This window comes from Pseudomonas sp. ArH3a (assembly GCF_022648765.1).
In the GTDB taxonomy this organism is placed as follows: Bacteria; Pseudomonadota; Gammaproteobacteria; order Pseudomonadales; family Pseudomonadaceae; genus Aquipseudomonas.
Genome location: NZ_CP080330.1, coordinates 559194 through 572880, shown reverse-complemented (window position 1 = coordinate 572880; position 13687 = coordinate 559194). Strand labels below are relative to the sequence as shown.

Below are 13687 nucleotides of genomic sequence, written 5' to 3'. Positions count from 1 at the left end.
GATGGCCTTGCTACAACTGGAGCGCATCAGCGCACAGTACCCAGGCGCCACAGAACCGGTACTGTCTGATATTTCACTGGACCTTGGGCCCCAGCAATTGCTGGTGGCCCTGGGCCCGTCCGGCAGTGGCAAGACTTCGCTGTTGAACCTGATTGCCGGCTTTGTTGAACCCTCTGCCGGGCGCATCACCCTCGATGGCGTGCCGGTCAAAGGCCCAAGCGCCGAGCGCGGCGTGGTGTTCCAGGACGACGCCCTGCTGCCCTGGCAGGACGTACTGGCTAACGTCGGTTTCGGCCTCGAACTGGCTGGCGTGCCCAAGGCGCAACGCGAAGTGCGCGCCCGGGAAATGCTCGCGCTGGTCGACCTGGCGGGTTTCGGCAGCCGGCGCATTTGGCAGCTTTCCGGCGGCCAAAAGCAACGTGTGGGCCTGGCCCGCGCACTGGCGGCCGACCCGCGCGTGTTGCTGATGGACGAACCCTTCGGCGCCCTCGATGCTTTCACCCGCGAACAAATGCAGGAATTGCTCCTGCAAGTCTGGCGGCGCACGGCCAAGCCGGTGTTCCTGATTACCCACGACATTGAAGAAGCGGTGTTCCTCGCCACCGATTTGATCCTGCTGGCGCCCAACCCCGGCCAGATCGTCGAGCGACTGCACCTGGACTTCGGCCAGCGCTACGCCGCCGGTGAATCGGCGCGGGCGATCAAGTCCGACCCGCGCTTTATCGAAACCCGCGAACACGTGCTGAGCAAAGTGTTCTCGCAACGGCAGGTGTCCGCATGAGCAGCTACGAACTCCCCGCCACCGCCACCGCCGCCAAGCCGGCAGCGCACGCGGTTATTCCGGTGCGTCGCAGCCTGAGCACACATTGGGTCAGCGTACTCACCTTGGTCGTCTTGCTGGCGATCTGGTGGGCGGTGACCGCCACCGGCTTGATCGAACCGTTGTTCCTGCCACCGCCGTCCGCTGTGCTGCAAAAAGGCTGGCTGCTGGCGACCACCGGCTACATGGACTCCACCTTGTGGCAGCACTTGGGCGCAAGCCTGCAGCGTATCGGCCTGGGCCTCGGTTTTGCGGTGCTGACCGCCGTGCCGGTGGGCATTGCCATCGGTTCCAACCGCATCGCGCGCGGCATTCTCGACCCGCTGATCGAGTTTTACCGGCCGATTCCGCCCTTGGCCTACTTGCCGCTGATCGTGATCTGGTGCGGCATCGGCGAGCTGTCCAAGGTGCTGCTGATTTACCTGGCGATCTTTGCGCCCATCGCCATCGCCACTGCGACTGGCGTGCGCACCGTCGACCCCGCCAAGCTGCGTGCCGCTCAGTCGTTGGGCGCCACCCGTGCCCAGCTGATTCGCCATGTAATCCTGCCGAGTGCCCTGCCCGACATTCTCACCGGTGTGCGCATCGGCCTGGGTGTGGGCTGGTCGACATTGGTCGCCGCCGAGCTGATCGCAGCCACCAGCGGCCTGGGCTTCATGGTGCAGTCGGCGGCGCAGTTCCTGGTCACCGATGTGGTGGTGCTGGGGATTCTGGTGATCGCCCTGATCGCCTTCGCCATGGAAATGGGCCTGCGTGCCCTGCAGCGTAAATTAGTGCCTTGGCATGGCCAGGCACACTGAGTGAGAACCGCATGAGCAGCCTGACCGTTACGCCAATAAGCACCGCCTTGGGCGCCCTGATCAGTGGCGTCGATATCACCCAGCCGCTGAACCTTGAAGAACGCGACGCCATCGAGCAGGCGTTGCTCAAGCACTCGGTGCTGTTCTTCAGAGACCAAGCCATCAACCCGCAGCAACAGGCGCGGTTCGCGGCGAATTTTGGCGACCTGCATATTCATCCGATTTACCCCAACGTGCCGGAACAGCCCGAAGTGCTGATCCTCGACACCGCCGTCACCGACGTGCGCGACAACGCCGTGTGGCACACCGACGTAACCTTCCTGCCCACTCCGGCCCTCGGCGCGGTACTGAGTGCCAAGCTGTTGCCGGCGTTTGGCGGCGATACGCTGTGGGCCAGCGGGATTGCAGCGTATGAGGCGCTGTCGGCGCCGCTCAAGCGGCTGCTCGACGGATTGACTGCCACCCACGACTTCACCAAATCCTTCCCGCTGGAGCGCTTTGGCAATACCGTCGAGGACTTGGCCCGCTGGGAAGAAACCCGCAAGAAAAACCCACCGCTGTCGCACCCGGTGGTGCGCACGCATCCGGTGAGTGGGCGCAAGTCGCTGTTTGTCAGCGATGGGTTTACCACCAAGATCAACGAGCTGGAGCCGGCCGAAAGCGAAGCGATTTTGAAGCTGCTGTTCGCCCACGCGACCCGCCCCGAATTCACCATTCGCTGGCGCTGGCAGGAGAATGACGTCGCGTTCTGGGATAACCGCGTGACCCAGCATTACGCGGTGGATGACTACCGGCCGCAGCGGCGGGTGATGCATCGGGCGACGATTTTGGGCGACGTACCCTTCTAAGCCACACCGCAAATCAGCTGTGGGTGCTGGCTTGTCGAGTCGCCGCATCGCTGCGATAGCGGTGGGTCAGCCAATATCTTCATCGGCTGAAACACCGTCATCGCGGGCAAGCCCGCTCCCACATTGACCGAGTTATGCCTGCTAGATCGTTCCCACGCTCTGCTTGGGAACGCAGCCCACGGCGCTCTGCGCCTGCTTCTAGAGCCGTGACGCGGAGCGTCACAGGGGGCATTCCCACGCAGAGCGTGGGAACGATGTGGTGGGTTATTCAGCGGTGGATGGCTTCTCCCACAGGTTAATCCCGCCTTCCTGCGCAAACCGATCAATCTCCGCCAGCTCTTCCACGCTGAAGCTCAAGTTCTTCAACGCCCCTACGTTCTCGATGATCTGCTCCGGCCGGCTTGCGCCGATCAGCGCACTGGTCACCCGTGGGTCACGCAGGGTCCAGGCCAGCGCCAGTTGCGCCAGGCTCTGGCCGCGACGCTTGGCGATTTCATTCAGCGCACGCACGTGGGCGATGTTGGCTTCGGACAGGTGCTTGGCCTGTAACGAGCCGCCACCCGGGCGGTTAACCCGCGCATCCGCCGGCACGCCATTGAGGTACTTGTCGGTGAGCAAACCCTGGGCCAGCGGCGTGAACGCAATCACCCCGGCACCGAGTTCTTCGGTGGTCTCCAGCAGGTCTTTTTCCACCCAGCGGTTAAGCAGGTTGTAGGCCGGCTGGTGGATCAGCAGCGGCACTTTCCACTCGTTGAGCAAGGCTGCGATTTCACGGGTTTTCACGCCTGAATAAGACGAGATACCGATGTACAACGCCTTGCCTTGTTGCACGGCGGTAGCGAGGGCGCTGGCGGTTTCTTCCAGCGGGGTGTCGGGGTCAAAACGGTGGGAGTAGAAAATATCCACGTAGTCGACGCCCAGGCGTTGCAGGCTCTGATCCAGGCTCGCCAGTATGTATTTGCGCGAACCGCCGCCCTGGCCGTAAGGGCCGGGCCACATGTCCCAACCGGCTTTGCTGGAGATGATCAATTCATCGCGGTAGTGCTTGAAGTCTTCGCGCAGCAAACGGCCGAAGTTGATCTCGGCGCTGCCGTAGGGCGGGCCATAGTTGTTGGCCAGGTCGAAGTGGTTGATCCCCAGGTCGAACGCGGTGCGCAGCAAAGCGCGCTGGGTGTCGATTGGGGTGCTGTCGCCAAAGTTGTGCCACAGCCCCAAGGACAGTGCAGGTAGCACCAATCCACTGCGGCCTACGCGGCGATAGGGAATAGATTCATAGCGGTTTTCGGCAGCAATATACGTCATCGAATCCTCTCTGGGCTTAGGGCAAATAAGGCCTGGGAATAACGATATTCCCAGGCCTTTTAACCCGCTGAATCGCTTAACTATGCCCTTCCGTTTTACAGCAATTACCTACCAGAGTGGAACGACATAGCTGACATAGAAGCGATTTTCATCTTGCACGGTGGCACCGGTAATGTCCGGGCTGGCGTGCGCGTTTTTCCAGGTCACGCCAAGCCCTTTGAGGGTGCCGGTCGGTACTTGGTAGGCCACCGCAATGTTGCGTTCCCATTCGCTGGTGGTGCCTTGTGCAGTGCGGATGTCATCGCCGTGGGCATAGGCGGCGGAGAACGTCAGGCCAGCGAGACCGAGTTTGCCGAAGTCATATTTGTACTGCGCAAGCCAGGTGCGTTCGCCCGCGTGCTGGAATTTGTTCAACTGCATGTTGGTCAGTGCCGGGGTGTCGGCACCTGAGCCTGGGCCCTGGCGCGCGTCACCGCTGTTCAGGCCGGAATCGAGGTACGGGAAGTCGCTGTCACCGCTGTTTTTCTGGATGCCAAGGCCCACGGTATGGCCGTCCAGGCTGTAGCTCTCAAGCAAGCTGGCGGTGGTCTGGTTGATGCGGCCTTTGCTGGTGCCGTCACCGTAGAGGCCGGCACCGGCAAAGTCCTTGTCGCCATCGGTGTTGGCGCCCACACCCAGACTGCGGAACACCCGCACGTCGGTGTCGATCGCGCCCACAGACAATGCGTCATGACGCTTGGCGCCGAGGAAGAACTGCTGGTAGTAATTCTCAAGGTTGGAATACCACAGGCTGACGGTGGTGTTCTGGATGCCGGTGTAGTCCGCACCGCCGAACAGGAAGCGATCACTTTCTTGGGTACCACCGGCGGTGATCATGCCCTGGTCGCCGGTTTCGTTGCGAATCTTGGTCTTGAAGATATCGCCACCGGTAAAGGTGAAGTCGCTGAGGTCCTTGGACACCAGTTGCACACCGGTATTGGTCTGCTGGTACAGGCGCCCGTCAGTGTTGGCCAACACTGGGTTGTTGCCGTACAGCGTGCCCACGCGCAGCTCATCCTTGGCGAAGCGCATCTTGAACGTGGGGCTCAGCACGCCAAACTGGTCGGCGGATTTGCCGTCGTCCAGCGGGAACATGCTGCCGGGGTAACGGCCCTGGTGATCCTTGTCGTTGAGGTCACCACCGGAGTCCAGTTTCAAGCCGTAGAACGCCTGCAAGTCCAGACCAAACCCGACCGGCCCATCGGTGTAGCCGGACTTGAAGTTGAACTCGAAACCCTGGCCCCAATCACGCACGCTGTGGGCCTTGGCGTTGCTGTTCACCACATCACGCCCTTGCTGGTTGAGGTAGCGGTTGAGCAAGGTCACATCGGCGTGGCTGTCGTCAATAAAATCGGCGTGGGCGGACAGCATAAAGCTCGCCATGGCGACCCCCACCATGGGGCTTATTAACGTCTTCATTGTTACCGGTCTCCGTCACTGTTCTGAAATGAAAGCGTCAAACGCTTCACACAATTACGCAGTGGCCAGATGACAGTTGCGCGTCAAACCGGGGCTTGAGCGAATGAAATTAAATTTAAGAAAGCCCCGTAGGACGGGGCTTTGCGGGCTTTTTTGTGGGCGCGGGCTTGCCCGCGATGCAGGCAACTCGGTGTATCTCAAACACCGAGCTGATGCGATCACGGGCGAGCACAGGGGACTAGCGCACCAGGTGCAGGAACTGCAGGTGACGCTCGTACTGGTCGAGGATGTCGTTGATGATCTGCTCCTTGGTGTAGCCCACCAAGTCGTAGTCCTGGCTGCCCTCACTCAAGTGCACTTCCGCCCGATAATAGCGACGGTTGTTGAGCTGCTTAGAGCCCATGCCACCGCGTGCAAAGGACGGCGTGAAATAGCCACGCATCTGCACCTGATACACGAACGGATGCTCTTCGCCGTGGCCGATTTCCAGGCTGACGCTGTCGTTGGACGGGTCGGGCTGGGTGACGACGTTGAGGCCTTTTTCGACAAACACCGCCGTCACTTCTTCGATCGCCGGGCGCACCGTGGTTTCAAGGAACCGGTACACCTCATCGCGCGACGGGAAATGCACGGCCTGGGTCAGACGCTGGCGCCAACCGCCCGTGCCCTTGCGTGAACCGGACACCGGCGCGAGGGAATGCATCTGGGCGATCTGCTTTTGCGATTCGAGGTAGAACGCCTTGTGCAGCCCCCACATCATCAGCAACAGGATCAGCGAGAACGGCAACGAGGTCAGCACCACCGCGGATTTCAGCGAGTCGATACTGCCGGCGAACAGCAAAGCACTGGTGACCAATGCAGTCATCGCGCCCCAGAACACGCGTAGCCATTTCGGCCCGTCTTCATCGGCGTTGCCGCCTTTGGACGACAGGGTCGACAGCACCACGGTGCCGGAGTCGGCTGAGGTGACGAAGAACACGAAGCTGATAAACACCGTGACCGCGATGACCGTCTTGCTCCACGGGTAGGTCTCCAGCAGCAGGTAGAGGCTCATCGACGGGTCATCAATGGCCGACTGGCCGAGCGCGGTCATCCCGTGGTTGAGCACTTGGTCGATGGCACTGTTGCCAAAGATCGACATCCACGCCAGCGTGAAGCCGAGCGGGATCAGCAGCACGCCAAAGACGAACTCACGGATAGTGCGGCCACGGGAAATACGCGCGATAAACAGGCCCACGAACGGCGACCATGCGATCCACCAGGCCCAGTAGAACACCGTCCAACCGCCCAGCCAGTCGCTGGGTTTGTCGTAGGCGTACACATCGAAACTCTTGGTCGGCAAGGCGCCGAGGTAGTCACCGATGTTCTGGATCAGGGTGTTGAGCAAGTGCTGGGTGGGCCCGGCGAACAATACAAACAGCAGCAGCGCGCAGGCCAGCAGCATGTTGATGTCGGACATCACCCGCACGCCCTTGTCCACGCCAGCAACGGCGACGAGGATCGCGGCGCCCATCATCAGCGTGATCAGGCCAACCTGGATCCACTGGGTGTGGGCAATGCCGAACAGGTAATCCAAGCCCGAGTTGAGGTGCAACACACCAAAGCCCATGTCGGCGCCGAGGCCAAACACCGTGGCGATGATGCCGAAGCCATCCACCGCGTAGCCGATAGGGCCATTGATGCGCTTACCAATCAGCGGGTAAAGCGCCGAGCGCAACGCCAGCGGCAGGTTATGCCGGTAGGCGAAATACGCCAGGGCCATGCCGACAAAGGCGAACACGCCCCAGCCGTGCAGGCCCCAGTGCAGAAACAGGATCTGCATGGCCTGGCGGGCAGCATCGGCGTTCATCGGCGCGCCCTGAGGCGGTTGCACCAGGTGCGTCAGCGGCTCGGACACACAGAAGAAAAACAGCGTGATGCTGATCCCAGCGGCGAACAGCATGCCGGCCCAGGACAGGTAACTGAATTCGGGTTCGTCGTGGTCGGCACCGAGTTTTATCTTGCCGTAGCCCGATAGCGCGGTGACCACCACGAAGACCAGATACAGGGTCATCGCCAGCATGTAATACCAGCCGACCGTGTTGGCCGCCCAGTTTTGCGCGGCCAGCAGCCAGGCACCGGCCTGTTGCGGGATCGCGATGACCGTGATGCCAAATAGCAGGATGAAGCTGGCGGCAAAGTAGAAAACGGGCGCATTCATGCGCACCATGCCGCTGGATGGGGTGGACGATGCACTCATGAACGATGCACCCCTACGGTGTGGGATGTGGCTGTAAATAACGGACTCAGCAAAGGTAAGCCTCCTGTTGTGAGCGGGCAGCGAACCACCGGTTTAACTTGAACGAACATTCAAGTTAAACATGGATAGGCGGTCTGGGACTAATCGCAGGGCTGAGCGGTAGACAATTCCTACACTAGCTCAAGGATTGGTATGACGGGTGGAGATGGCAAATCGTTCAGCGATGGCTGAGTGAAAACCGGTTCAAATTTGAAATGCAGCCCAATGTGGGGGCTGGCTTGCCTGCGATGGCGGCGGATCAGACATACCGCTACCGCAGGCAATTCAGCTCCCACATTGGATCGGGTGTGTGGCTCAAGCACTACTTCTGCGCCCCATCCTCATGCTGCAAATTCGCCTGGGTAATATTCGCCCCCGCCGGCACGCTGCGGGTTAGCCACACATTGCCGCCAATCGTCGAGCCCTTGCCGATGGTAATTCGCCCCAGGATCGTCGCCCCGGCATAAATCACCACATCGTCCTCAACAATCGGATGGCGTGGATGGCCCTTCTGCAACTGCCCGTCCTCATCCGCCGGGAAGCGCTTGGCGCCCAAGGTCACCGCCTGATAAATGCGCACTCGCTCGCCGATGATCGCGGTTTCGCCAATCACCACGCCCGTGCCGTGGTCGATAAAGAAACTCGGGCCGATCTGCGCGCCGGGGTGAATGTCGATGCCGGTGGCCGAGTGGGCAATCTCCGCGCTGATCCGCGCCAGCAGTGGCAACCCGGCGCGATATAAGTGGTGCGCCAGGCGATGGTGAATCACCGCCAGAATCCCCGGGTAGCACAGCAGCACTTCATCCACACTGCGGGCGGCCGGGTCGCCGTGGTAGGCGGCCAACACGTCGGTGTCCAGCAGGCTGCGCAGGGAAGGCAAGGCCAGGGCAAAATCCTGGATCAGGCGGATGGCCAGGGCGTCGACCGCGCTGTCATCCTCGCCGCCCTGGCGTGCGGCGTAGCGCAGCTCCAGGCGCGCCTGGCCGAGCAAGGCATTCAAGGCGACGTCGAGGGTATGGCCGACGTAGAAATCTTCACTTTCCTCGCGCAAGTCCACCGGCCCCAGGCGCATCGGAAACAGCGCGCCGCACAGCGACTCAAGAATCTGCGCCACCGCCTCGCGCGACGGCAACTCTCGGCCGCCGTGCTCGCCACTCAAGCGGCCATTGCGCGTACGCCACTGGTCCCGGGCGCCGCGCAGTTGGCTGACGATGGTCTGCAATTGCCAATGGCTGGAACGCTCACTCACGGTATTCACTCCTGACGTAATGGCCATCACTTTACGGTATGCACCCTGGCCGCCCTTAAGAACCAATGGTGTGATGCAAAGAACCAGACGGAATAAGCGATTGGCGGTTGCCCGATGAAAAGTGCCTGCCTATAGTCGCCCAATCACTTAGCCACCGTGCGTAGCCATGATCAAACAACAGCTCGACCGTTTTAACCGCCTGGAACTGCTGGGCGGCGCCACTGCCCTGGAAAAACTCGAGCGGCTGTCGGCCTGGCTGGGCAGGGACATCTACGTCAAACGCGACGACACCACGCCGCTGGCCATGGGCGGCAACAAACTGCGCAAACTTGAATACCTGGCCGCCGATGCCATCGCCCAGGGTGCCGACACTTTGGTAACTGCCGGCGCCATCCAGTCCAACCACGTGCGCCAAACCGCTGCGCTGGCCGCCAAGCTCGGCCTGGGCTGCGTTGCGCTGCTGGAAAACCCCACTGGTACCGAAGACCCTAACTACCTGGCCAACGGCAACCGCCTGCTGCTGGAGCTGTTCGACGCCAAGGTTGAATTGGTCGAGAACCTCGACAACGTCGACGAGCAACTCAACGCCCTCGCCGATCGCCTGCGCAGCAACGGTAAAAAGCCGTACCTGGTGCCTATCGGCGGTTCCAATGCTCTCGGCGCCCTCGGCTATGTACGCGCCGGGCTGGAACTGGCCGGGCAGATCGAAGACAGCGGGATTGAATTCGCCGCTGTGGTACTCGCCTCGGGCAGTGCCGGCACCCACAGCGGCCTCGCCCTGGCCTTGAGTGAAGTGCTGCCGAATTTGCCGGTGGTGGGCATTACGGTGTCGCGCACCGAGCAAGCTCAGTTCCCGAAAGTGCAGGGCCTGGCCGAACGCACCGCCGAATTGCTCGGCGTGGATATCCCCGAGGCGTTCAACGTGATTTTGTGGGACGAATATTTCGGCCCGCGCTACGGCGAACCGAACGCCGGCACCCTCGCTGCGGTCAAGCTATTGGCGAGCCAGGAAGGCCTGCTGTTGGACCCGGTCTACACGGGCAAAGCCATGGCCGGTTTGCTGGATGGCATCGGGCGGCAGCGGTTTGAGGACGGTCCGATTATTTTCCTGCATACCGGCGGGGCGCCGGCGTTGTTTGCCTATGACTCTGTTCTAACGGACTGAACACGGACCACATGTGGGAGCTGGCTTGCCTGCTCCCACATTAGATTGAATGTCATATTCTAAAAAAGCATAACAAATTATATTTATATTATTTTCAAGTCTTAAAAACTCGCTTTATAGTCGCGCCGAAGGCGAAGACGCGCTTCGCGCTTTAAGGCAGGATACGACTACTGCGTCACCTGCTTCGCTCACCATAAAAACACAGGGGCTGTTCATGACTATTTCTGTATTGCGTCGCACGTTGCTGGTTGGCACATTGGGCTTGGCACTCGGGGCTGGCCTGATGGGCCAAGCCATCGCTGGTGAGCAGCTGGGCAACATCAAGAAAGCCGGCGAGATCAAGATCGGCCTGGAAGGCACCTACCCGCCGTTCAGCTTTGTCGATGAGAGCGGCAAGCTCAGCGGTTTCGAAGTGGAGCTGTCCGAAGCGCTGGCCAAGGAGCTGAGCGTGAAGGTCAAGCTGCAAGCCACGCCGTGGGACGGCATCCTCGCGGCCCTGGAGTCCAAGCGCCTGGACGCCGTGATCAACCAAGTGACCATCTCCGAAGAGCGCCAGAAGAAGTACGACTTCTCCAAGCCCTACACCGTTTCCGGTATTCAGGCGCTGGTGCTGAAGAAAAACGTCGACACCATCAAGACTGCCGACGACTTGGCCAGCAAAAAAGTCGGCGTAGGCCTGGGCACCAACTACGAACAATGGCTCAAGGACAACCAACCTAAAGCCATCATCAAGACCTACAACGATGACCCAACCAAGTTCCAGGACCTGCGCATCGGTCGTATCGACGCCATCCTGATCGACCGCCTGGCGGCACTTGAGTACGCCAAGAAAGCCCCGGACACCGCAGCAGCCGGTGATGCCTTCTCCCGTCAGGAAGCCGGTATTGCCCTGCGCAAAGGCGAGCCTGAACTGCTCGACGCGGTGAACAAGGCCCTCGACAAGCTGCGCGCCGACGGCACCTTGAAGAAGCTGTCCGAGAAGTACTTCAACGCTGACGTCACTCAATAATGGAAGCAGGTTTCCAACTCGCGCTGGACTCCGCGCCCTTTCTGCTCAAGGGCGCGTACTACACGGTGATTCTTAGCCTGGGCGGAATGTTCTTCGGCCTGCTGCTGGGCTTCGGCCTGGCCCTGATGCGGTTGTCACGCTTCAAGCTGGTCAGTTGGATTGCCCGCGTCTATGTGTCGTTCTTTCGCGGCACGCCCTTGCTGGTGCAGCTGTTTTTGATCTACTACGGCTTGCCGCAAGTGGGCATCGAGCTGGACCCGATTCCGGCCGCCATGATCGGCTTCTCGCTGAACATGGCCGCTTATGCCTGTGAAATCCTGCGCGCCGCGATCAGCTCCATCGAGCGCGGCCAGTGGGAAGCGGCAGCCAGTATCGGCATGACCCGCGCGCAGACCCTGCGCCGGGCCATCCTGCCGCAGGCCATGCGCACGGCATTGCCGCCGCTGGGCAACAGCTTTATTTCGCTGGTCAAGGACACGGCGCTGGCCGCCACCATTCAGGTGCCGGAGCTGTTTCGCCAGGCGCAACTGGTGTCGGCGCGTACCTTCGAAATTTTCACCATGTATCTGTCCGCCGCTCTGATCTACTGGGTACTGGCGAGCATCCTGGCGCATTTTCAAAATCGTCTGGAAGACCGGGTCAACCGGCATGACCTGGAGTCTTGAAGCATGATCGTGGTTGAAAAACTGACCAAACAATTCAAAGGTCAGGTGGTGCTCAACGGGATCGACCTTGAGGTCAAGGAGGGCGAAGTGGTCGCCATCATTGGCCCCAGCGGTTCCGGCAAGACCACCTTCCTGCGCTGCCTGAATTTCCTCGAAGAACCCACCAGCGGCCGCATCAAGGTGGGTGACATCGAGATCGACAGCAACAAGCCGCTCAACCAGCAACAAGGCCTGGTGCGGCGCTTGCGCCAGCACGTGGGTTTCGTGTTCCAGAACTTCAACCTGTTCCCGCACCGCACCGCGCTGGAAAACGTCATCGAAGGCCCGATCGTGGTCAAGAAGATGCCGCGCGAGGCCGCGATTGCGCTGGGTCGCAAGCTGCTGGCCAGAGTCGGCCTGGCGGGTAAAGAAGAGTCTTACCCGAGGCGCTTGTCCGGCGGCCAGCAACAGCGCGTGGCGATTGCCCGTGCACTGGCCATGGAGCCGGAGGTGATCCTGTTCGACGAACCCACCTCGGCCCTCGACCCGGAGTTGGTCGGCGAAGTGCTGGCGACCATCCGCAGCCTGGCCGAAGAAAACCGCACCATGGTTATCGTCACCCACGAAATGAGCTTTGCCCGCGATGTAGCCAACCGGGTGATCTTCTTCGACAAGGGCGTGATCGTGGAACAGGGCGAAGCCAAGGCGTTGTTTGCCAACCCCAAGGAAGAACGAACCAAGCAGTTCTTGAGCAAGTTTCTGGCTCATTAATTTCCTCAGAGCAGGCCCGCACTGTGGCGAGGGAGCTTGCTCCCGCTGGGCTGCGTAGCCGCCCCAAAATCTTGGGAGCGCTTCGCGCTACAGCGGGTGCAAGCTCCCTCGTCACAATAAGCCGCTCCTACACGAAATCCTCATTGCAACGCATAAAAATCACCGCTGTACCCGCCTCAAAATCCCCCGCCTCGTCAGACTCGTCTGAATCTACCCCAACCCGCCGTTTAGCCCTTTGCCGCCATTGACGCCCCCCGGCCAACCCTCTTATCTAGCGCCCAGAGGATTGGATCCTATCCCGGCTATTCACTGAATCGTTCCTTTCGGCACCCTGCGCACAACCGCGCCACGGGCGCCGGAACGATTGCTGCTGGCTGCATCAAGGAGATTACTTATGACGCGCACTGCAACCCCGGCCCTGCTCACCGCCCCGACCCTGCCACAGGCTCATCCACATGGCATCAATGCCCTCGCCGCCACCCAACTGCAGGTGGACATCGCCCCCTACCCCGGCATGGAGGAAGGCGACCTGATCGAGTTGTTCTGGAACAACTGCTTTGCCGACGCTCGGCGCGTGACCGCGTGCAAAATCGGCACACCCACACGCCTGCGGGTTCCGGAAAGTTTTGTGCTGGACGGACTGGCGCAGGTTCACTACCAAGTCATGCAGATCGGCCACGGCCCGGCATGCTCAGCCATCACGCACGTGCAGGTAAAAACCAACTACCCAGGGGGCCAGCCTTCGGCGCTCTTGCGCGACGAAAACCAGAACCTCGCGCCTGTGAGCCTGCCCGACACGATCCGACGCTACGGCATCAATGGCAGCCAGGTACGGCGCGGTATTCCGCTGACCATCGAGCCGTACCTGAATATGGCAAGCGGCGACGCCATTACCCTGCGGTGGGGTGACGTGCGTCTGGACCTGCCGACAATCCAAGCCAAAGGCGTCGGCCTGGCGGTACACGTATGGGTGCCCTCAACGGTGATCATCGAAGCGGGCGACGACAGCCGCCTGGACGTGACGTACTGCATCCTTGACCGTGTCGGTAATAATTCACGCTGGGCACCGGTGCGCAGCCTGACCATTGCCACCTGCTCTCCACAGACGCCGCCCCGCCCGGCCAGGGCCGCGTCGACCTACCAACCGCGCCAACCCGGTTCACCGTGCGAACCTGGGTGACAGCCCTTCTATGCATATTCCTATAAGTTAGTTTATTTAAAAATTTAACACGCTTAGGGTATATGCACCGGACCACCGGACATCTCTGATTTTTCTGTTTCTATTTCATTGAATGCGAGGTCGGTATGGTCAGAATTACCCCGGTGCATAACGCCAGGGCATT

The 13687-nt window shown here is 60.8% G+C and carries 12 protein-coding genes; 8 read left to right on the top strand and 4 right to left on the bottom strand.

The window, feature by feature from the left end:
• Nucleotide 1: 1 nt before the first annotated feature.
• Genes tauB through tauD form a run of 3 tightly spaced genes read left to right on the top strand, consistent with a single transcriptional unit; the run spans nt 2 to nt 2468 of the window.
• Complete coding sequence (gene tauB, locus K0P33_RS02525) at nt 2–781, top strand: taurine ABC transporter ATP-binding subunit (RefSeq protein ID WP_094950872.1); 780 nt, start codon at nt 2–4, stop codon at nt 779–781.
• Nucleotides 778–1620, top strand: a complete 843-nt coding sequence (gene tauC, locus K0P33_RS02520; RefSeq protein ID WP_242153906.1) for a taurine ABC transporter permease TauC — start codon at nt 778–780, stop codon at nt 1618–1620. Before tauB ends, tauC begins: the two co-directional genes overlap by 4 nt.
• A gap of 11 nt (nt 1621–1631) precedes the next feature.
• Nucleotides 1632–2468: a taurine dioxygenase gene (gene tauD, locus K0P33_RS02515; RefSeq protein WP_242153904.1), complete on the top strand. Its 837-nt coding sequence runs from the start codon at nt 1632–1634 to the stop codon at nt 2466–2468.
• A 264-nt stretch (nt 2469–2732) separates the two neighbouring features.
• Here tauD and mgrA read toward each other — a convergent pair whose 3' ends face one another.
• The 4 genes from mgrA to epsC form a co-directional block, all read right to left on the bottom strand.
• On the bottom strand, nt 2733–3770 hold the full coding sequence (gene mgrA, locus K0P33_RS02510) for an L-glyceraldehyde 3-phosphate reductase (RefSeq protein WP_094950869.1): 1038 nt from the start codon (nt 3768–3770) through the stop codon (nt 2733–2735).
• 108 nt (nt 3771–3878) lie between these two features.
• A complete protein-coding gene (locus K0P33_RS02505) occupies nt 3879–5207 on the bottom strand; it encodes an OprD family outer membrane porin (RefSeq protein ID WP_242155988.1) in 1329 nt (442 codons plus the stop codon).
• A 259-nt stretch (nt 5208–5466) separates the two neighbouring features.
• The gene (gene betT / locus K0P33_RS02500; protein WP_176462930.1) at nt 5467–7428 is read right to left on the bottom strand and encodes a choline transporter BetT; all 1962 of its coding nucleotides are present in this window, start codon (nt 7426–7428) and stop codon (nt 5467–5469) included.
• A 400-nt stretch (nt 7429–7828) separates the two neighbouring features.
• Nucleotides 7829–8755: a serine O-acetyltransferase EpsC gene (gene epsC / locus K0P33_RS02495; RefSeq protein ID WP_242153902.1), complete on the bottom strand. Its 927-nt coding sequence runs from the start codon at nt 8753–8755 to the stop codon at nt 7829–7831.
• A gap of 166 nt (nt 8756–8921) precedes the next feature.
• Between epsC and K0P33_RS02490 the strand changes: the two genes are divergently transcribed.
• From K0P33_RS02490 to K0P33_RS02470, 5 genes are all read left to right on the top strand, one after another.
• Nucleotides 8922–9920 carry a D-cysteine desulfhydrase gene (locus K0P33_RS02490; protein ID WP_094950865.1) on the top strand — a complete coding sequence of 333 codons (999 nt, stop codon included), beginning with the start codon at nt 8922–8924 and terminating at the stop codon, nt 9918–9920.
• A gap of 214 nt (nt 9921–10134) precedes the next feature.
• A complete protein-coding gene (gene tcyJ, locus K0P33_RS02485; protein WP_242153901.1) occupies nt 10135–10929 on the top strand; it encodes a cystine ABC transporter substrate-binding protein in 795 nt (264 codons plus the stop codon).
• Entirely contained in the window at nt 10929–11594 is a 666-nt protein-coding gene (gene tcyL, locus K0P33_RS02480; RefSeq protein ID WP_242153899.1) for a cystine ABC transporter permease, read from the top strand. The genes tcyJ and tcyL overlap by 1 nt, the downstream gene beginning before the upstream one ends.
• A 3-nt stretch (nt 11595–11597) precedes the next feature.
• Entirely contained in the window at nt 11598–12344 is a 747-nt protein-coding gene (tcyN, locus tag K0P33_RS02475) for an L-cystine ABC transporter ATP-binding protein TcyN (RefSeq protein WP_083355796.1), read from the top strand.
• 394 nt (nt 12345–12738) lie between these two features.
• Nucleotides 12739–13524 carry a hypothetical protein gene (locus K0P33_RS02470; RefSeq protein ID WP_094950862.1) on the top strand — a complete coding sequence of 262 codons (786 nt, stop codon included), beginning with the start codon at nt 12739–12741 and terminating at the stop codon, nt 13522–13524.
• Nucleotides 13525–13687: the final 163 nt, after the last annotated feature.

Coding starts and splice junctions, on each gene's coding strand:
- tauD (WP_242153904.1), top strand. CDS start 1,632: ATGAGCAGCCTGACCGTTACGCCAATAAGCACCGCCTTGGGCGCCCTG.
- tauB (WP_094950872.1), top strand. CDS start 2: ATGGCCTTGCTACAACTGGAGCGCATCAGCGCACAGTACCCAGGCGCC.
- K0P33_RS02505 (WP_242155988.1), bottom strand. CDS start 5,207: ATGGTGGGGGTCGCCATGGCGAGCTTTATGCTGTCCGCCCACGCCGAT.
- tcyJ (WP_242153901.1), top strand. CDS start 10,135: ATGACTATTTCTGTATTGCGTCGCACGTTGCTGGTTGGCACATTGGGC.
- K0P33_RS02490 (WP_094950865.1), top strand. CDS start 8,922: ATGATCAAACAACAGCTCGACCGTTTTAACCGCCTGGAACTGCTGGGC.
- mgrA (WP_094950869.1), bottom strand. CDS start 3,770: ATGACGTATATTGCTGCCGAAAACCGCTATGAATCTATTCCCTATCGC.
- tcyN (WP_083355796.1), top strand. CDS start 11,598: ATGATCGTGGTTGAAAAACTGACCAAACAATTCAAAGGTCAGGTGGTG.
- K0P33_RS02470 (WP_094950862.1), top strand. CDS start 12,739: ATGACGCGCACTGCAACCCCGGCCCTGCTCACCGCCCCGACCCTGCCA.
- tauC (WP_242153906.1), top strand. CDS start 778: ATGAGCAGCTACGAACTCCCCGCCACCGCCACCGCCGCCAAGCCGGCA.
- betT (WP_176462930.1), bottom strand. CDS start 7,428: ATGAATGCGCCCGTTTTCTACTTTGCCGCCAGCTTCATCCTGCTATTT.
- tcyL (WP_242153899.1), top strand. CDS start 10,929: ATGGAAGCAGGTTTCCAACTCGCGCTGGACTCCGCGCCCTTTCTGCTC.